Consider the following 17244-nt stretch of genomic DNA (forward strand, 5'->3'; position numbering starts at 1 on the left):
CAGCATGCGCACAAGGACCAAGTTGTCCGCAGCCGCGGTGGGGCTGGCCACGACCGGAGCCCTCGTACTCTCCTCCGGCGGCGCCAGCGGCCACGGCTACACCGACCTCCCCGTCAGCCGGCAGAAGCTCTGCCAGAACGGCACCGTGACCAACTGCGGGCCGATCCAATGGGAACCGCAGAGCGTCGAGGGCCCGAAGGGCTTCCCGGCCTCCGGTCCGGCCGACGGACAGATATGCAACGCCGGGCTCGGCCAGTTCAGCCAGCTCAGCGCACCGCGGACGCCGTCGGGCGGGGCCTGGCCCACCACCAGGGTGACGGGTGGCCAGACCTACACGTTCCGCTGGCAGTTCACGGCCATGCACGCCACGACCGACTTCAAGTACTACATCACCAAGCCGGGCTGGAATCAGAACCACAACCTGGCCCGGTCCGACCTCAACCTCACGCCGTTCTTCACGGTGCCGTACAACGGCCAGCGGCCCCCGTCCACGCTCTCCCACAGCGGCAGGCTGCCGTCCGGGCTGAGCGGCCATCACGTCATTCTGGCGGTGTGGACGATCGCCGACACGGGCAACGCGTTCTACGCCTGCTCGGACGTCACGTTCTGAACCTTCTGAGGTTCCCTTGAGTCACCGGTGCGGCCGGCGTGGGTAGGTTCCTCCCACGCCGGCCGATCGGGGCCGGCGCATCGACCTCGGGGGATGCGCGATGGACGTGATCTTTCACGTCGTACCGGGCCTGATCATGGCCGGGGCGCTCTTCATGGCCTACCGGATCGTGCGGCGCTGGCTCCAGATCCGGGGCGCCTGGAACAGCGGGCTCACGGCCGAGGGCCGGTGCCTGCGCGCGTACACGACGGTCAGCGGCGGGCACGGCGACGCATCCGTGCACACCGCGCTCCATCACGTGTACGAGTTCGTCACCCGCGACGGCCGGGTCGTCCGGTTCGAGGAGGAGGGCGGCCCGGGGACGATCGTCGAGGGCGACTACGTCACGGTCTACTACGCCGACGGCCGCCAGGTCGAGGCCACGGCGCAGCCGCCGAGCCGGGTGCGGCACGCGGTGGCCGCCTTCGGCATCCTGGCGTTCCTCGGCGTGATCGTCCTGTTCTGCGCCGGCTTCATCGTCACGTACGTCCAGATCTTCGGCCCGTACAGCGACTTCTTCTTCAGTGGTGGCAGCGGGGCCTCCGTGGTGCCCTGAGTCTCCACACCTGACGGTATGTCAATTATCGTGCGTGGCCATGGAATCAGGGGCGAGCACGGTGGCGGAACTCGTCGCCGCCCGGTGGGGCGACCACCGGCCGGGACTGCGGTGTGAGGATCGGGCGCTGTCCCACCACGAGGTGGCCGTCGGAGCCGCGGCCCGGGCGGCCCTGCTCGCCGACCTGCTGCCGCCGGACGCCGAGCCTCACATCGGGGTGCTCCTCGACAACCTCCCCGAGTTCCCCCTGTGGCTGGGCGCGGCGGCCCTGGCCGGGGCGGCGGTCGCCGGCGTGAACCCCACCCGCAGGGGCGCCGAACTCGCCCGCGACATCCTGCACACCGAGTGCCGGATCCTGGTCACCGAGGGGACCCACCTGCCGCTGCTCAAGGGCCTGGACCTGCCCGGAGTACGCCTGCTGGTGACGGACGCGGAGGAGTACGCCGACCTCCTGGCCCCCTATGCCGACGCACGCCCGGACGCCTCCCGCGCCACCCCGCGCGACCGCTTCCTCCTCTACTTCACCTCCGGCTCGACCGGCGCGCCCAAGGCCGCACTCTGCTCCCAGGGCCGCCTGGCAGCCGCCGGACGCTCCCTGGCCGGCCAGTTCGCCCTGGGGCCGCAGGACGTGCACTACCTCTGCATGCCGATGTTCCACGGCAACGCGGTGATCGCCGGCTGGGCCCCCGCGCTGGTGACGGGCGCGGGCGTGGCCCTGCGCCGGCGCTTCTCGGCATCCCGCTTCCTGCCGGACGTACGCCGCCACGGGGCGACGTACTTCACGTACGTCGGCCGGGCGATCCAGTACGTCCTGGCCACCCAGCCCGGCCCCGACGACCGGGACAACCCGCTGCGCCTGGGCTTCGGCACGGAGGCCGGTGCGGTGGACGCGGCGGCCTTCGAGCGGCGGTTCGGCGTGCGGCTGGTGGAGGGATACGGCTCCTCGGAGGGCGGGGCGGCCGTGCAGTGGTCACCGGGGACACCGCCGGGCGCGGTCGGCCGGGCGGCTCCGGGGCTCGTCGTCCTCGACCCGGAGAGCCGCGAGGAGTGCCAGCCGGCCCGCTTCGACACGGCGGGGCGGCTCCTCAACGGGGACGAGGCGATCGGCGAACTGGTCAACCAGGGACCCAGCCTCTTCGAGGGCTACTGGCGCAACCCGGCGGCGGAGGCGGAGCGGCGCAGAGGGGGCTCCCCCCGCTCGGGCGAAGCCGAGAGCGGGGGAGGCTGGTACTGGACGGGTGACCTCTTCTACCGGGACGCCGACGGCTACCTCTACTTCGCCGGCCGCACCGACGACCGCCTCCGCGTCGACGGCGAGAACCTGGCCGCCGCGATGATCGAGAACATCCTCGCCCGGTACGAGGGTGCCGCTGCCGTCGCCGTGTACGCGGTGCCCGATCCGGTGACCGGGGACCAGGTGATGGCGACGATCGCCGGGACCTTCGACCCGGAGGCTTTCGCGCGGTTCCTGCTCGCCCAGCCCGACCTCGGGACGAAGATGGCGCCCCGGTTCGTGCGGGTGGTGGGGCGGATGCCGGTGACGGCCACGAACAAGATCCATCGGGCGGCGTTACGGAAGGAGGGCCTGCGGTGCGCGGACCCGGTGTGGTGGCGCCCGCCGGGGGAGCGCGCGTACCGCCTGCTGACCAGGGAGGATCTCGAACACGTCGAAGGGCCTCCCGCTCCCACGAGAGGCCCTTCACCGGTGCGCCGCCAGGGACTCGAACCCCGGACCCGCTGATTAAGAGTCAGCTGCTCTAACCAACTGAGCTAGCGGCGCATGACTCCCGCCGACCGCGTTCCGCATGGCGCGTTCTCGCGGCGGCGACGGAGAAAATAATACCCGGTCCAGCGGGGTGCTTCCGACCACCCTCAGCAGGAGCTATATCGCCATGGACAGCAGGACCGGTGCCGCGTTGCGGTTGAGGGCGTCCGCGGCCTGGCGGAGCCGGTGGGCGTGCTCGATCGGGAGGGACAGCGCCAGGCAGCCGACGGAGGAGCCGGCCGTGACGGGGACGGCCGCGCAGACCGTGCCGACCGCGTACTCCTGGAGGTCCAGGACGGGCACGGTGGGCGGCTGGGACTCCAGCCGGGAGAGCAGCAGCCGGTCGCTGGTGATGGTGCGCGAGGTGAGGCGGGCCATCTTGTGCCGGGCGAGGTGGTCGCGGCGGCCGGCGTGGTCGAGCTGGGTGAGCAGGCTCTTGCCGATCGCGGTGGCGTGCGCCGAGGAGCGGAAGTCGACCCACTCGTGGACCCTGGGCGTGGCCGGGCTGTCGGCGTACTGGGTGACCCTGATCTCGCCGTCGACGTACCGGCTCATGTAGACGGCGGCGCCGACCGAGTCGCGCAGCCGGTCGAGGGTGTGCTGGAGCTTGTCGCGCAGGGCCTGCTCGCGGTGCTGGGCGGAGCCGAGGCGGGCCAGCGTCTCGCCCGTGACGTACGCGCCGTCGGCGATCTGCTCGACGTAGCCCTCGCGGCGCAGCATGCGCAGCAGCGCGGTCAGCCGCTCCGGTCCGATGCCGGTGTGCCGGGCGAGCTCGGCGTCGGTGACTCCGGTGGAACTCCGCGCCACCGTCTCCAGGACGCGCAGGGCTTCCTGGGCCAAGTGGTACGGGGTGGTCGGCGGCTCGTGCTTCAGCGCCACGGTGGTCTCCCCCTGCGCTTGCTGTTAGGGCCGTAATCCGGTCAGTGAACCTCTTCCAGGTTAACCGGCAAACACCCTGCGGAGAGCGGGGGTTGACAAGATTCCCGGGCCTCCGGACTGGGGCATCGATCCTCTGGCATATGCCAGAAGCATGCCCCAGCCCTCAGGTCCGGACGTTCTGCCTGGTCACGCGGTGTAGTCAGAGCACTGCGCTGAGGAACTCCCGCGTGCGGTCGTGCTCGGGCTCGCTGAAGATCTTCTCCGGCGGACCCGACTCGATGACCCGGCCCGAGTCGAACATCAGTACCTGGTCGGAGATGTCCCGGGCGAAATTCATCTCGTGGGTCACACAGAGCATGGTGATGTCCGTGGAACGGGCGATGTCCCGCAGCACGTCGAGGACGCCCGCGACCAGCTCCGGGTCGAGCGCGGAGGTCACCTCGTCCAGGAGCAGCACCTGCGGCCGCATCGCCAGCGCCCGGGCGATCGCCACCCGCTGCTGCTGCCCGCCGGACAGTTGCGCCGGGTGCGCGTCGCACTTGTCGGACAGGCCCACCAGGTCCAGCAGACCCTTGGCCCGCTCCACGGCCTCGTCCTTGGACATGCCGAGGACGGTGACCGGTGCCTCGGTGATGTTCCGCAGCACCGTCATGTTCGGGAACAGGTTGAACTGCTGGAAGACCATCCCGATCTTCTTGCGGACCTCCCGCACCTCCTTGTCGGAGGCCGGGAACAGCTTCTGCCCGTCGACCGTGATCGTGCCCTCGTCGGGCTTGAGCAGGGTCATCAGCAGCCGCAGGATCGTGGTCTTGCCGGACCCGGACGGCCCGATCAGGGTGACGTGCTTGCCGGCGTCGACCGAGAAGTCCAGGTGGTCCAGGACGGTGTTGCTCCCGAACCGCTTGGTGACCTGCTCCAGCCGGATCAGCTCGCCGGTGCTCCTGGCGGGGTTCTTCTCGGGGTTGGGGAGAGTGTCAGTGGGCAAGGCGTCGCTCCAGGGCTCGCAGGAGAAGGGAGGCCAGGTAGGAGATGAGGATGAAGGCCACGCCGATCACGGTCAGCGGCTCGGTGAACTGGAAGTGCTCCTGCGAGTACAGACGCGCCTGGCCGAGCAGCTCCAGCACGGTGATCGCCATCACCATCGGTGTGTCCTTGAGCATCGAGATGACGTAGTTGCCGAGCGCGGGGACGACCCGGCGCACCGCCTGCGGCAGGATCACCGCGGTCCACGTCCGGCGCAGCGGCAGGTTCAGTGCCGTCGCCGCCTCCCACTGGCCGACCGGCACGGCCTCGATGCCGGCGCGGTAGACCTGCATCGTGTACGTCGAGTAGTGCAGCCCGATGGCGAAGACACCGGTGGCCAGCGCCGAGAAGGTCAGGCCCCACTCGGGCAGCACGTAGAAGAGGAAGAACAGCTGCACCAGCAGCGGGGTGTTGCGGACGAACTCCGTGACCACGCCGAGCGGCCAGGTCACCCATCGCGAGGGCACCCGCATGAGCAGCGCCCACACCAGGCCCAGCGCGAACGAGATCAGCGAACCGAGGGCCAGGATCTGCAGGGTGACCAGCAGACCCTCCCAGAACTGCGGCATGAAGCCGCTGACTGCGCTCCAGTCCCACTTCACGCGACAGCACCTCCCACACCGGTCGTCTCCGGCCGGCTCAGTTCCTGGTCGGCCGTGGACCCGACCGGCTTGCCCGTGCCGGCCTTGAGCTTGCGCTCCAGGCCGCGCATGCCGCGGGTCAGCAGGAAGGCGATGGCGAAGTAGATCAGCAGCACGATCGTGTAGATCTCCGCGCTCTCCTGGAGCGCCAGGCGCACCAGGTTGCCGCTGAAGGCCAGGTCACCCATGCCCATGATCGACACCAGTGCGGTGCCCTTGAGCAGTTCGATGAGCAGGTTGGAGAACGGCGGGATCATCTCCGGCACCGCCTGCGGCAGCAGGATCAGCCGCATCCGCTGCCAGGGCGTGAAGCTGAGCGCGATCCCGCCCTCCTTCTGCGCCGGGTCGACGGCGTTCAGCGCGCCGCGCACGATCTCGGAGCCGTACGCCCCGAAGGTCAGGCCGAGCGCGAGTGAGCCGGCCCACAGCGGTACCAGCTGCCAGCCGAAGGAGATCGGCAGCACGAAGTACACCCAGAAGATCATCACCAGGGCCGAAGTCCCGCGGAACACCTCGGTGTAGAAGCCCGCGAGGAAGCGGACGATCCACAGCCGGTGGGTGCGCAGGACACCGACGACGAAGGAGACCGCCGTGGCCAGCAGCGCGCTGCACACGAGCAGCTGGATCGTGACCCAGACGCCCTTGAGTACGAGTTCCCAGAGTCCCGAGGTCATCCGCCGCAGAGCTCCTTCGCGGTCAGATCCGTCATCTCCGCCTTGGTGAAACCGAAGGGCTTGAGGATGCGGAACAGTTCGCCGCTCTTCTTGAGCTTGTGCAGCTCGACGTTGAAGGCGTCCCGCAGCTTGGTCTCGGTCGGCCGGAACGCGAAGGCGCCGCCGTCGACGTGCGGCTTGCCGTCCACGAGCGGGGCGAACGGCTCGGTCGACTCCGCCTTGCTGGACTTCTTCACGACCTCGCGGGTGGTGAGCGCCGTACCGGCGAACACGTCCACGCGGCCCGCCTCGACGGCGTTCAGCCCCGCCACCTGGTCCGGGACGATGAGGATGTCGCTCTCCTTGTACCCCGCGTCGACGGCGTACTGGATCTCGGCGTATCCGGTCCCGGTGGCGAACTTCGCCTTCTTCTCGACGACGTCCTTGTAGTTGCGTAGCCCCTTCGGGTTGCCCTTGCGGACGATGAACGCGTCGAGCATCTGGTAGTCGGGGTCGGAGAAGATGACCTGCTCGCAGCGCTCGGGGTTGACGTACATCCCGGCGGCGACGACGTCGAACTGCTGGGAGTTCAGGCCCGGGATGAGCGAGCCGAACTCGGTCGGCACGGGCTGTACCCGGTCGATGCCGAGGCGCTTGAAGATCACCTTGGCCAGTTCCGGTGCCTCACCGGTCAACTCGCCGTTCTTGTCGATGAAGCCGAACGGGATCTCGCCGGCGATGCCGAGGCGGACGACGCCCGCCGCCCGGAGCCGGCCGAGCAGGTCACCGCCCTCGGTGCTCGACGCCGTGGCCACACGGCTGCATCCCGCCGCGCCCAGCGCGCCGAGCGCCGCGACCCCCGCGAGCAGCGACCGGCGTGTGGGCCTGGAGGCGGCCTGGGATATGGGTTCCGTACTTCTCAGTGGGCTTCTCTGTGGTGGAGCCATGGGCGCGCGGCTACCCGACCGCATCCGAGTTATGCCGATCTTTTCAAGCCCCGCACGTCTCCCGGTGCGCCCTTGACCGCGGGGGCGGCGGGCACTCCCATGGAGGCATGGCTGATCGCTATATCGAAGTCTCCCTGGTCAAGCGCGACGTGACCTGCAGGGCCAGGCTCCTGGACGACCGCGCGCCGATCACCTGCGCGGCCGTCTGGGACGCCCTTCCGCTGGCCGGCGACGTCTACCACGCGAAGTACGCACGCAACGAGATCTACGCCCTTTTTCCGCCCTTCGCCGAAACCGAACCACCCCTGGAGAACCCGACCGTCACTCCCATCCCGGGCGATCTGTGCTATTTCGCCTTCGCGGGGACGGAGTTGGGGACCAAGTCCTACGGCTACGACCGCGAGGTCCGCGCCGGGACCACGCTCGTCGACCTGGCCCTGTTCTACGAGCGCAACAACCTGCTGCTGAACGGCGATGTCGGCTGGGTCCCCGGCATCGTCTGGGGCCAGATCGTCGAGGGCCTGGACACCATGGCCGAGGCGTGCAACGACCTGTGGAGGTCGGGAGCGGCCGGGGAGACGCTCAGCTTCCGGAGGGCCTGATCCGGCCGTCGGACGCCACGCCGGCCTCGTACAGCGCGTGGGCCGCCCGCAGCACCAGATCGTCCCGGTGCCGGGCGGCCACGAGCTGGAGTCCGATCGGCAGGCCGTCCCCGTCGGCGCCGACCGGCACGCTCGCCGCCGGCTGCTGCGTCATGTTGAACGGGTACGTGAACGGCGTCCACCCCGTCCAGCGCCGATGGCCGGAGCCCTTCGGTACCTCGGCGCCCGCCTCGAACGCCGTGATCGGCAGGGTCGGCGTGACGAGCAGGTCGTAGGTGTCGTGGAAGCGGCCCATCCGGCGCCCCAGGTCCATCCGGACGTCCACCGCGGCGAGATAGTCCAGCGCCGAGTAGCGGGCGCCTTGTGTGCAGATCTCGCGCAGGCCCGGGTCCAGCAGTTCCCGCTGCTTCGGTCCCAGATGCTGGGTCACCCGGGCCGCCCCGCTGAACCACAGCGTGTGGAAGGCCTCCACCGGTTCGGTGAGGTCCGGGTCGGTCTCCGTGACGTAGGCGCCGAGCTCCGCCAGCCGCTCCACCGCGTGCCGTACCGCCCTCGCGACCTCCGGACGCACCGCCACCTGCCCGCCCAGCGACGGCGAGTACGCCACGCGCAAACCGTGCACCCCGCCCGTCAGGCCGTCCGTGTACGCCCCGGGCGGCGGGGCGAGCGCCGACCAGTCACGCGAGTCGGGGTGGCCGATGACGTCCATCAGCAGCGCCGCGTCCGCAGCGTCCCGGGTCATCGGCCCGACGTGCGCCAGCGTGCCGAACGCGCTCGCCGGGTAGAGCGGCACCCGCCCGTACGTCGGCTTCAGCGCGAAGATCCCGCAGAACGACGCCGGGATGCGGACACTGCCGCCGCCGTCCGTGCCCAGGGACAGCGGCCCCGCACCGAGCGCCACGGCCGCCGCGCTGCCGCCGCTCGACCCGCCGGCCGTGCGCGAGGGGTCGTACGGGTTGCGCGTGACCCCGCTCAGCGGCGAGTCCGTCACGCCCTTCCAGCCGTACTCGGGGGTCGTCGTCTTGCCGATGAAGACCGCCCCGTGCTCCCGCAGCCGGGCCACGGACGGGGCGTCCTCGTCCCAGCGCCCCGCCGGATCCACGGCCTTCGAACCGCGCAGGGTCGGCGCGCCGCGCAGCAGCAGGATGTCCTTGACCGTGACCGGCACCCCGTCCAGCAGCCCCTGGGGCTCACCGCGCCGCCATCGCTCCTCCGACTCCCGGGCCCGGGCCAGCGCGTCCTCGGCGGTCAGCCGGACGAAGGCGTTCACCTCCGGCTGGATCGCCTCGGCCCGCTCCAGCGCCGCGCGGGTCGCCTCCACAGGGCTCCACTCGCCCTTGCGGTAGCCGTCGAGGAGTCGTACGGCGGTCAGCTCGGTGAGCTCGGTCATGCACCCTCCAAGGAACGTCAGTGTCCGGGTACATACCCGCGCTGTTTGTCGACCACGTTCTCCAGCGGTTTTCCGGCCGCCCAGAGCTCGAACAGCTCCACGAACTGGGCACCGAGCTCGTCCCGCCAGCCGACGATGTCGCCGCTCATGTGCGGGGACACGATCAGGCCCGGGACCTGCCACAACGGACTGTCGGGGGTCAGCGGCTCGGACTCGAAGACGTCCAGTGCGGCGCCCGCGATCCAGTGCTTGGCCAGGGCCTCGGCGAGCGCGTCCTCGACGACCAGCTGGCCGCGGCCGATGTTGACGAACCGGGCGGACGGCTGCATCACGCCGAAGCGGCGGGCGTCGAACATGCCGTGCGTCCGATCGGTGAGCGGTGCCGCCGCGATCACCCAGTCGGCGCGCGCCAGCAGCCGGTCCAGGTCCTCCGGGCCGTGCACGTCGGCGCGCGGGGCGCGGCCGACGAGCGCCGTCGTGATGCCCAGCGCCTCCAGCGTGCGGGCGATCGCCCGGCCGATCGGACCGGTGCCGACCACGACGGCCCGGCTCCCGGCGACCCTCTGCGACTCGCGGTGCCGCCAGGTCCGCTCCCGTTGCAGCTGAAGCGTGCGCGGCAGGTCCTTGGCCATCGCCAGCACGAGCGCGGCGACGTACTCGGCGATCGGCTGGTCGAAGATGCCGCGGGCGTTCGTCACCACCGTGTCGGAGGCGGCGAGTTCCGGACACATCAGATGGTCCACACCGGCGCTCGCCGTATGCACCCAGCGTGGTCGTGGGCCCTCGCCGGGCCACGCGTCCCGCACGGCGCGCGAGGTGAAATCCCACACCAGGAGTACATCCGCACGCGGGAGGCGTGCGGCGAGACCCTCCGCGTCGGTGTGTTCGATACGGGCGCGGCCGGTGAGGCGCCCGAGGCGGGGGAGGGGTTCGGCGTCCAGGACGAGCAGGGTGGGGGTGGGCATGAGCAGCCGTTTCTCCAGCCGTGCGGCGGGGGCGGCCTGCCTTCGCCAGGCGGCCGGTGACGACGAGTTAACACGGTGTTGACCAAGGAATGATCCGGGCGGATTGACCACGCTCGCACCCGAACCTACCGTCGTCAACACGGGCGTTCCCACGATCCGTTGCACACTCGTTGCCCAGTGTGAGGCCGGTGCCCTGCCATGGACGTCTCATTTCTCGGCGGGCCGAGCCCGCAGCGCGGGGTCGGCGTTGTCGCCCCCTTCGACTTCGCTCTCGACCGCGAGCTGTGGCGGTGGGTGCCGGACGAGGTCTCCCTGCACATGACACGAACACCGTTCGTGCCGGTCGAGGTCAGCCTCGACCTCGCCCGCATGGTCAGCGAACACGAGACGCTGAGCGAGGCGGTCCGCACGCTCAACGCGATCGCCCCCGAGGTCATCGCCTACGCCTGTACGTCGGGCAGTTTCGTCGGCGGTGTCATGGGCGAGCGCGCGATGTGCGAGGCGATGAGCCGGGCGGGCGCCGTCCCGGCGATCACCACCTCCGGGGGGCTGCTGGAGGCCCTGGTGGAGCTGGACGTACGGCGGGTGGCGCTGGTGACGCCGTACACGGTGTCGGTGACGCAGTCGCTGGAGGCGTACGTCGCCCAGGCCGGCGTCACGATCTCCGGCTGTGCCTTCATGGGTCTGACCCGGCACATCTGGAAGGTCCCCTACCGGGAGGTGGTGGACATGGCACGGCAGGCCGTACGCGGCGATGCCGACGCCCTGTTCATCAGCTGTACCAACCTGCCCACCTACGACGTCATCCCCCAACTGGAGGCCGAACTGCGCATCCCGGTGATCTCGGCCAACCAAGTGACGATGTGGGCGGCGCTGCGCCGACTGGGTACCCGTGCGGTGGGACCGTATCAAGCGCTGATCAGTCCGGAGGCGCGGGCCGGTCTCGGATCGCCGGGGGCGGACCACGGTCCCGTCGTGCCGGAAGAAGAGCAGCAGCAGGAAGGCTGGACATGACCGCACTGGGATTTCTCTACCCGGGCCACTCGGCCGAGGACGACTATCCGCGCATCGAGCAGTTGCTGGGCAGCGACATCCGGGTGGACCTGGTGCACACCGACATCGGTGAGGACGCGCACCGGGTGGACGCGCTGCTCGAGATGGGCTCCGCCGGGCGACTCGCGGCGGGCGTCCAGGAGCTGCGGCACGCCGGCGCGGACGCCGTGGTCTGGGCCTGCACCAGCGGCAGCTTCGTCTACGGCTGGGACGGCGCGCAGGACCAGGTGCGCACCCTGGCGCAGACCGCCGGCATGCCGGCCTCCTCGACGTCCTTCGCGTTCGTGCACGCGGTACGGGAGCTGGGAGTGCGCCGGGTCGCGATCGGCGCGACGTACCCGGACGACGTGGCGCAGTTGTTCGCCGAGTTCCTGCGGGCGGACGGTGTCGAGGTCGTCTCGGTGAAGAGCTCCGGCATCATCACGGCCGCCGAGGTCGGCACCTGGGGCGAGGCGGAACTCCTCGCCATGGCCCGGCACGCCGACCACCCCGAGGCCGAAGCCCTCCTCCTGCCCGACACGGCCCTGCACACGGCGGCCCACATCCCGGCCCTGGAGAAGGACCTCGGCAAGCCGGTCCTCACCGCCAACCAGGTCACGGTCTGGGAAGGCCTCCGCCTCGCGGACCGCCGCGTGAACGCGCCGGAACTGGGGGCGCTGTTCACGAGGGAGCCGATCGTCCAGGCCTAGGGAGGCCTGTTGCGAAAGTGCCCTCTGCCGCGCGGCGCCCGGCACGCTCCCCCACTGCCTTGAGGGCGTGGGAGGTGCCCCCACTCGCCGCACCGGCCGAAAGCCCGAGTACGCCCGTACGAGGGCTTCCGGGCGGCACTCCCCCCAGCCTTCGGCCGGGGGGACCCCCAGAGCACGCACCGGACGCCGCGCGGCCGCCCTCCGGGCGACGAGGCCACTTTCGCAACAGGCCCTAGGTGTCCGCAAAGTCCCGCCTGCCCCGTGACGCCTGGTACGCACCTGGCGCGCGTGCCGTTCTCGCCCCCGACGCCCGGAATCGGTCCCACCTCTTCGGCGGGGCAGATCCGGGCATAGGGGGTGAACGACCCGCCAGGAGGTGAGGAACGCTCAACTCCGCCGCATCACAGGGCTCTTGAGTTGACCGAAAGCGCGTTCCCCTTCGGTGGTCCATCCCGTGCACACTGGCCACGTCCGCAGCCAGTCGTGCCGTGAAGGACTCCCCGATGGCCGAAACGGGCCCGTTCAGACCCTCTGTAAGCGCTGTCCAGCTGTCCGGGCGCCTGCTGTGCTGGAGCCTGGCAGCGGCGATGGTCACGGCCGGCGCCGACGCCGTCCTCGATCCGCGGGCGGATTGGTGGGGTGCCGTGTGGTCCCTGCCCTGGTGGCTCGCCGGTGGAGCCGCCCTCGCGTGGATCGTGCTCCGAGTCCGCGAGAAGGCCGCCCGGCGGCCCCCGTACGGCGGAGCGCGGAGCGACTGGGAGCAGGCCGCCTGACCCTGCGGCACCTTTCGGGAATAACCGGAGACAGTCCCCTGTTAAGGCCGGGACGACAGCACACGGCCCACAGCAGGAGGCACCCCACCGTGGCGGCAGACGAGATACGCGGCGCAGCGCAGGGCAGCGCCCCCGTCCCCCTCTCCGTACTGGACCTGGTCACCGTCGGGGCCGGCCGCACCGCCTCCGACGCGCTGCGCACCAGCGTCGACCTGGCCCGCCTCGCCGAGTCCCGCGGCTTCCACCGCTACTGGGTCGCCGAACACCACTCCATGCCCGGTGTGGCCTCCTCGTCCCCGGCCGTGATCCTCGCCCACCTCGCGGCCCACACCGGCCGCATCCGTCTCGGCTCGGGCGGCGTCATGCTGCCCAACCACGCCCCGCTCGTCATCGCCGAGCAGTTCGGGACGCTGGAGGCCATGGCCCCGGGCCGCATCGACCTCGGGCTCGGACGCGCGCCGGGAACCGACGGTGCCACGGCCGCCGCCCTGCGCCGCACCGACCGGCTGCGCGAAGGCGCCGACGACTTCCCCGAGCAGCTCGCCGAGCTGACCCGGTTCCTCGACGACGACTTCCCCGACGGGCATCCCTACCGCCGTATCCACGCCGTACCCGGGCCGGTCCAGGCCACGTCCCCCGGCGGCGTCCAGTCCCCGCACCGCCCGCCCGTCTGGCTGCTCGGCTCCTCCGGCTTCAGCGCCCGCCTCGCCGGTGTCCTCGGCCTGCCCTTCGCCTTCGCGCACCACTTCTCGGCGCAGAACACCATCCCGGCCCTGGACCTGTACCGGGAGTCCTTCCAGCCGTCCGCCGTGCTCGACGAGCCCTATGCCCTCATCGGCGTCTCCGCGCTCGCCGCCGACGAGGAGAGGGAGGCCCGCCGCCAGGTGCTGGCCGCCGCCCTCAGCATGGTCCGGCTGCGCACCGGACGCCCCGGCCTCGTGCCCACCCCCGAGGAGGCGGAGGCCTACGCGTTCAGCCCCATGGAACGCGACTTCGTCGACTCCTGGAACGCCAACGTCATCCACGGCACCCCGGACGAGGTCCGCTCCGGCCTGGACGACCTGCACAAGCGCACCGGCGCCGACGAGCTGATGATCACGGCCAACGCGCACGGCGGTGACGTACGCGTGCGCTCCTACGAACTCATCGCCGACGCCTACGGGTTGCCGACGCCCGCCTGAACGCCCGGCGTGCCCAGCAGCTCGGAGATACGGTCCGGCGGCACCGGACGGGAGTAGAGCCAGCCCTGTCCGGTGTCGCAGCCGATGCGCCGCAGCCGGGTCGCCTGGTCCGAGGTCTCCACGCATTCGGCCGTGACGGTCAGCCCCAGCCGGTGGGCGAGCTGGATCATCGCCTCGACCACGACCTCGTCGGCCGGGTTGGGGCGGGTGGCCGTGCTGTCCTGGTCGTCGTACTGGAAGCCGCGGACGAAGGTGCCGTCCAGCTTCAGTACGGACACCGGCAGGCGGCTGAGGTAGGCCAGGTTCGAGTAGCCGGTGCCGAAGTCGTCGATGGCGATGCGCACGCCCATGTCGCTGAGGGCCTTCAGGGTCTGGAGCGGCCGGCCGGCCGAGCCCATCACCGCCGACTCGGTGAGCTCCAGCTGGAGCAGGTGCGGCGCGAGGCCCGTCTCGGCCAGGATCTGTGCCACGTCCGCCACCAGGTCTGAGTCCCAGACCTGACGCACCGCCACATTCACGCTCACGAAGATCGGCGGCTCGTCGGGGTGGTCCAGCTGCCAGCGGCGGGCCTGTCCGCAGGCCGTGCGCAGCACCCAGCGGCCCAGCGGAACGATCGAACCGTCCTCCTCGGCAAGTCCGATGAACCGATTCGGCGTCAGTACGCCGAACTGAGGATGATTCCAGCGGATGAGTGCCTCGACCCCGTGCAGCCGGTCGTCCTCCATGCCGACCAGCGGCTGGTACTCCAGTTGGAACTCGCCCCGGTCGATGGCCGGCCGCAGGGTGGAGGCGAGGGCCTGGCGGGTCATGCGGTGGGCGTTGCGCTCCGGGTCGAACAGCGTCCAGCGGGACTTGCCGTCGGCCTTCGCCCAGTAGAGCGTGGTGTCCGCCGCCTGCATCAGGGCGGTCGGAGTCGTCCCGGCCGCGTGCCGCTCCACCACGCCGATCGACGCCGAGACCGACAGTCGCTGCCCGGAGATGTCGAACGGGTCCTGGATCGCCTCCAGCACCGACTCGGCCAGCTCGGCCAGTTGCTCGGTGCCCGTGGAGTCCTCGACGAGCAGCGCGAACTCGTCACCGCCGAGCCGGGCCACCAGCGGGATGCTGGGCCGGGAATGCCCGGCCTCGTCCGCGCAGCGCGTGAGGCGCTCGGCGACGGCGGCCAGCAGCCGGTCGCCCACGCGGTGGCCCAGGGTGTCGTTGATGGCCTTGAAGCCGTCCAGGTCCAGGTAGCACAGCCCGATCCGGCCCGTGCCGCTCTGCTCGTACGACTCCGCCTCCAGCGCGGCCGACAGGCGTTCGAAGAACAGCGTGCGGTTGGGCAGCCGGGTCACCGGGTCGTGCATCTGCAAGTGCCGCAGCCGGGCCTGGAGTTCGCGGCGTGAGCTGATGTCGGCGACAGTCAGCAGGACGGCCCCGTCCTCGGCGGGCAGTGGGGCGACCGTCACCTGCACCCACAGCGAATGCCCGTCGGGGTGCTTGAGCCGGCGCGTGCAGCGCAGCCGGGACTGCCGGCCGCGCAGCACCTCGCGGTACGCGTGCCAGGTGCGGGCGTCACAGGTGAGGTCGACCAGGTCGGCGGCGACGGTCCCGGCCAGATCGTCGGGCGGGGTACCGAGCAGCACGGCGAGCGAGTCGTTGGCGCTGACGACCATCCCCTCGCGGTCGACGACGGCCATGGCGAGCGGGGCGGCCGCGAAGACGGAGCGATAGGGCGCGGGCGCCGGGGGCTCGGCACGGGGAGGCGCGTCGATCTCACTCTCTGTGACGGCCGGCCGGTCGAGGTCTGCCGCGGGCGCCGGCCCTTCGGAGGTTCCGCTCACCGCTCGCTCCCGCATGTATTCGATCTCTGTCCGTGCAGGAAAGGTCAGGAAAGTGTGCCGATCATAGAGGCTGGCCCCAGGGCCTTCCAGCCGGTGTCCAGTCTTCCGGACCAACCCGCCCCTCTGCCAGATCGTTTCTGCTCATGCCTGGACGGCTTCTTCAGGCCCCCGACCAGTTGTGACGTTCTGTGAGTGCTTCGCGGGTGTCGACATCCGCGATGCTTCGGCTTCTTCACCCGACTGGCGCAAGCAAACAGGACGCAGTGCGACAAATCATCACAGGCTGGGTGCGGTGTCCCGCGAACCGTACTCGGAGGTGCCCGTGCCGCGTCAGTTCTCGCGCGCCCGACTGCGCAGCACCGCGGCCGTGTTCACCACCATGTCGGCGCTCGCCGCGACCTCCCTCGGCACCGGCCCGTCGGCCGCCGAACCCGACCCGGTGGCGCCCTGCGCCCTGACCCGCACCAATGCCCACCACTCCGAGGGCCTGGACACCTGGAACGCCGCCTATCCGCGCCCGGTCCGGGCCCTGGACGCGGTCATGGTGTTCCTGTCCTTCCCGGACGCCCATCCGCTGACCACGCCGCAGGAGCTGACCGCCGACCACTTCCCGGCCACCACCCGCTTCTTCGAACGCGCCTCCTACGGCCGTTTCACCCTGCGCCCGCGCCCCGTCGGGCACTGGATCCAGATGCCGCAGCCGTCCACGGCGTACGACATACAGCGCGACTGGAGCGCCGCGCACCGGGCCGCTTATCTGCGGGACGCGCTCTCCGTGGCCGACCCGCAGGTCGACTTCTCCCGCTACGACGTCGTGTACTTCGTCGCGGACCCGGACGCGCCCGGTGTGGAGTCCGACGCGACCAAGGTCGTCAACCTGACGAGTCCGATGCGGGCCGACGGCACCGATCTGCGCCGGGTCGTCACGGTGTTCGAGCAGCATCCCCCGGACCGGCTCGTCCTCGCCCACGAGACCGGGCACGTGTTCGACCTGCCCGACCTCTACCACCGGCCCGTGGACGGCAAGGGCGACTGGGACACGCACGTCGGCGACTGGGACCTGATGGGCAGCCAGTTCGGACTGGCGCCCGACCTGTTCGGCTGGCACAAGTGGAAACTGGGCTGGCTGGAGCAGCGGCAGGTGCGGTGCGTGCAGGACGCCGGGCCCGCCCGGCTGACCCTGGAGCCACTGGCGGCCGGGCCCGGAGTGCCGGTGACGGGCGCCGCGGGGGCGCCGGCCTTCGGGCTCGGGCGGGGCACCAAGCTCGCGGTGCTGCGCACCGGCCGCGACAGCGTGCTCGCGTTCGAGGCGCGCGGGCCGGTGGGCAACGACGTGGCAGCGTGCCGGCAGGGGGTGCTCGTGTACCGGGTGCGGGGCGGGGCGCACTCCGGGGGTGGGCCGATCGAGGTGATCGACGCCCATCCGCGCACCGGGGCCTGCCGGGAGGACTCGGTCTACCCGCCCCTCGCGGACGCGCCGATCGGCCCTGGGGAGAGTTTCACGGTGCCGGGGGAGGGGGTCCGGGTGGAGGTGGAGGGGCGTACGGCTTCGGGGGCCTGGACCGTGCGGATCATGGCCGGGCACTGAAGACGCGCGATGCGGACGCCGGGCATGCAGAAGGCCCCTCGCTCTCGCGAGGGGCCTTTGCCGTCTG

General features: G+C 71.1%; 17 protein-coding genes and 1 tRNA gene. 9 read left to right on the plus strand and 9 right to left on the minus strand.

Features of this window, described 5'->3' with window-relative positions; translation table 11 throughout:
- Window positions 1-4 precede the first annotated feature (4 nt).
- From AC07F0_RS11880 to AC07F0_RS11890, 3 genes are all read left to right on the plus strand, one after another.
- The gene (locus AC07F0_RS11880) at window positions 5-610 is read left to right on the plus strand and encodes a lytic polysaccharide monooxygenase auxiliary activity family 9 protein (protein WP_020271731.1); all 606 of its coding nucleotides are present in this window, start codon (window positions 5-7) and stop codon (window positions 608-610) included.
- Between the two features lie 100 nt (window positions 611-710).
- Window positions 711-1205 (plus strand): hypothetical protein, encoded by a 495-nt coding sequence (locus tag AC07F0_RS11885; RefSeq protein WP_478977415.1) that lies wholly within the window; start codon window positions 711-713, stop codon window positions 1203-1205.
- 40 nt (window positions 1206-1245) lie between these two features.
- Window positions 1246-2946 carry an AMP-binding protein gene (locus tag AC07F0_RS11890; protein ID WP_478977418.1) on the plus strand — a complete coding sequence of 567 codons (1701 nt, stop codon included), beginning with the start codon at window positions 1246-1248 and terminating at the stop codon, window positions 2944-2946.
- On the opposite strand, the gene AC07F0_RS11895 is transcribed toward AC07F0_RS11890, so the two are convergent.
- From AC07F0_RS11895 to ehuB, 6 genes are all read right to left on the minus strand, one after another.
- Window positions 2912-2985: transfer RNA gene (locus tag AC07F0_RS11895), tRNA-Lys, on the minus strand. The genes AC07F0_RS11890 and AC07F0_RS11895 overlap by 35 nt on opposite strands.
- 102 nt (window positions 2986-3087) lie before the next feature.
- Window positions 3088-3849, minus strand: coding sequence for an IclR family transcriptional regulator (locus AC07F0_RS11900; RefSeq protein ID WP_478977420.1), 762 nt, complete (start codon window positions 3847-3849; stop codon window positions 3088-3090).
- A gap of 199 nt (window positions 3850-4048) precedes the next feature.
- Entirely contained in the window at window positions 4049-4834 is a 786-nt protein-coding gene (gene ehuA / locus AC07F0_RS11905) for an ectoine/hydroxyectoine ABC transporter ATP-binding protein EhuA (RefSeq protein ID WP_399408457.1), read from the minus strand.
- A complete protein-coding gene (gene ehuD, locus AC07F0_RS11910) occupies window positions 4824-5474 on the minus strand; it encodes an ectoine/hydroxyectoine ABC transporter permease subunit EhuD (protein ID WP_478977423.1) in 651 nt (216 codons plus the stop codon). Before ehuD ends, ehuA begins: the two co-directional genes overlap by 11 nt.
- Entirely contained in the window at window positions 5471-6187 is a 717-nt protein-coding gene (ehuC, locus tag AC07F0_RS11915) for an ectoine/hydroxyectoine ABC transporter permease subunit EhuC (protein WP_478977426.1), read from the minus strand. Before ehuC ends, ehuD begins: the two co-directional genes overlap by 4 nt.
- On the minus strand, window positions 6184-7113 hold the full coding sequence (gene ehuB, locus AC07F0_RS11920; RefSeq protein ID WP_478977429.1) for an ectoine/hydroxyectoine ABC transporter substrate-binding protein EhuB: 930 nt from the start codon (window positions 7111-7113) through the stop codon (window positions 6184-6186). Before ehuB ends, ehuC begins: the two co-directional genes overlap by 4 nt.
- Before the next feature lie 107 nt (window positions 7114-7220).
- On the opposite strand from ehuB, the gene AC07F0_RS11925 reads away from it, so the two are divergent.
- On the plus strand, window positions 7221-7715 hold the full coding sequence (locus AC07F0_RS11925; protein ID WP_403851637.1) for a DUF3830 family protein: 495 nt from the start codon (window positions 7221-7223) through the stop codon (window positions 7713-7715).
- On the opposite strand, the gene AC07F0_RS11930 is transcribed toward AC07F0_RS11925, so the two are convergent.
- A complete protein-coding gene (locus tag AC07F0_RS11930) occupies window positions 7696-9105 on the minus strand; it encodes an amidase (RefSeq protein ID WP_478977432.1) in 1410 nt (469 codons plus the stop codon). The two genes, AC07F0_RS11925 and AC07F0_RS11930, sit on opposite strands and share 20 nt — an antisense overlap.
- 17 nt (window positions 9106-9122) lie before the next feature.
- Complete coding sequence (locus AC07F0_RS11935) at window positions 9123-10070, minus strand: D-2-hydroxyacid dehydrogenase (protein ID WP_478977435.1); 948 nt, start codon at window positions 10068-10070, stop codon at window positions 9123-9125.
- A 198-nt stretch (window positions 10071-10268) separates the two neighbouring features.
- Here AC07F0_RS11935 and AC07F0_RS11940 point away from each other — a divergent pair, with 198 nt between their 5' ends.
- The 4 genes from AC07F0_RS11940 (at window position 10269) to AC07F0_RS11955 (ending at window position 13766) form a co-directional block, all read left to right on the plus strand.
- Window positions 10269-11084 carry a maleate cis-trans isomerase family protein gene (locus AC07F0_RS11940; protein WP_436729585.1) on the plus strand — a complete coding sequence of 272 codons (816 nt, stop codon included), beginning with the start codon at window positions 10269-10271 and terminating at the stop codon, window positions 11082-11084.
- On the plus strand, window positions 11081-11812 hold the full coding sequence (locus tag AC07F0_RS11945; protein ID WP_478977438.1) for a maleate cis-trans isomerase family protein: 732 nt from the start codon (window positions 11081-11083) through the stop codon (window positions 11810-11812). The genes AC07F0_RS11940 and AC07F0_RS11945 overlap by 4 nt, the downstream gene beginning before the upstream one ends.
- A gap of 503 nt (window positions 11813-12315) precedes the next feature.
- On the plus strand, window positions 12316-12585 hold the full coding sequence (locus AC07F0_RS11950; RefSeq protein ID WP_478977441.1) for a hypothetical protein: 270 nt from the start codon (window positions 12316-12318) through the stop codon (window positions 12583-12585).
- Window positions 12586-12674: 89 nt separating this feature from the next.
- The gene (locus AC07F0_RS11955; RefSeq protein ID WP_478977444.1) at window positions 12675-13766 is read left to right on the plus strand and encodes an LLM class flavin-dependent oxidoreductase; all 1092 of its coding nucleotides are present in this window, start codon (window positions 12675-12677) and stop codon (window positions 13764-13766) included.
- On the opposite strand, the gene AC07F0_RS11960 is transcribed toward AC07F0_RS11955, so the two are convergent.
- The gene (locus AC07F0_RS11960) at window positions 13742-15604 is read right to left on the minus strand and encodes a putative bifunctional diguanylate cyclase/phosphodiesterase (RefSeq protein WP_478977447.1); all 1863 of its coding nucleotides are present in this window, start codon (window positions 15602-15604) and stop codon (window positions 13742-13744) included. The two genes, AC07F0_RS11955 and AC07F0_RS11960, sit on opposite strands and share 25 nt — an antisense overlap.
- Window positions 15605-15881: 277 nt before the next feature.
- Between AC07F0_RS11960 and AC07F0_RS11965 the strand changes: the two genes are divergently transcribed.
- Window positions 15882-17177 carry a M6 family metalloprotease domain-containing protein gene (locus AC07F0_RS11965; protein WP_478977449.1) on the plus strand — a complete coding sequence of 432 codons (1296 nt, stop codon included), beginning with the start codon at window positions 15882-15884 and terminating at the stop codon, window positions 17175-17177.
- Window positions 17178-17244 lie beyond the last annotated feature (67 nt).

It is taken from the genome of Streptomyces sp. NPDC045955, assembly GCF_056430805.1.

Coding starts and splice junctions, on each gene's coding strand:
- AC07F0_RS11880 (WP_020271731.1), top strand. CDS start 5: ATGCGCACAAGGACCAAGTTGTCCGCAGCCGCGGTGGGGCTGGCCACG.
- AC07F0_RS11885 (WP_478977415.1), top strand. CDS start 711: ATGGACGTGATCTTTCACGTCGTACCGGGCCTGATCATGGCCGGGGCG.
- AC07F0_RS11890 (WP_478977418.1), top strand. CDS start 1,246: ATGGAATCAGGGGCGAGCACGGTGGCGGAACTCGTCGCCGCCCGGTGG.
- ehuC (WP_478977426.1), bottom strand. CDS start 6,187: ATGACCTCGGGACTCTGGGAACTCGTACTCAAGGGCGTCTGGGTCACG.
- ehuB (WP_478977429.1), bottom strand. CDS start 7,113: ATGGCTCCACCACAGAGAAGCCCACTGAGAAGTACGGAACCCATATCC.
- AC07F0_RS11925 (WP_403851637.1), top strand. CDS start 7,221: ATGGCTGATCGCTATATCGAAGTCTCCCTGGTCAAGCGCGACGTGACC.
- AC07F0_RS11930 (WP_478977432.1), bottom strand. CDS start 9,105: ATGACCGAGCTCACCGAGCTGACCGCCGTACGACTCCTCGACGGCTAC.
- AC07F0_RS11935 (WP_478977435.1), bottom strand. CDS start 10,070: ATGCCCACCCCCACCCTGCTCGTCCTGGACGCCGAACCCCTCCCCCGC.
- AC07F0_RS11940 (WP_436729585.1), top strand. CDS start 10,269: ATGGACGTCTCATTTCTCGGCGGGCCGAGCCCGCAGCGCGGGGTCGGC.
- AC07F0_RS11945 (WP_478977438.1), top strand. CDS start 11,081: ATGACCGCACTGGGATTTCTCTACCCGGGCCACTCGGCCGAGGACGAC.
- AC07F0_RS11950 (WP_478977441.1), top strand. CDS start 12,316: ATGGCCGAAACGGGCCCGTTCAGACCCTCTGTAAGCGCTGTCCAGCTG.
- AC07F0_RS11960 (WP_478977447.1), bottom strand. CDS start 15,604: ATGCGGGAGCGAGCGGTGAGCGGAACCTCCGAAGGGCCGGCGCCCGCG.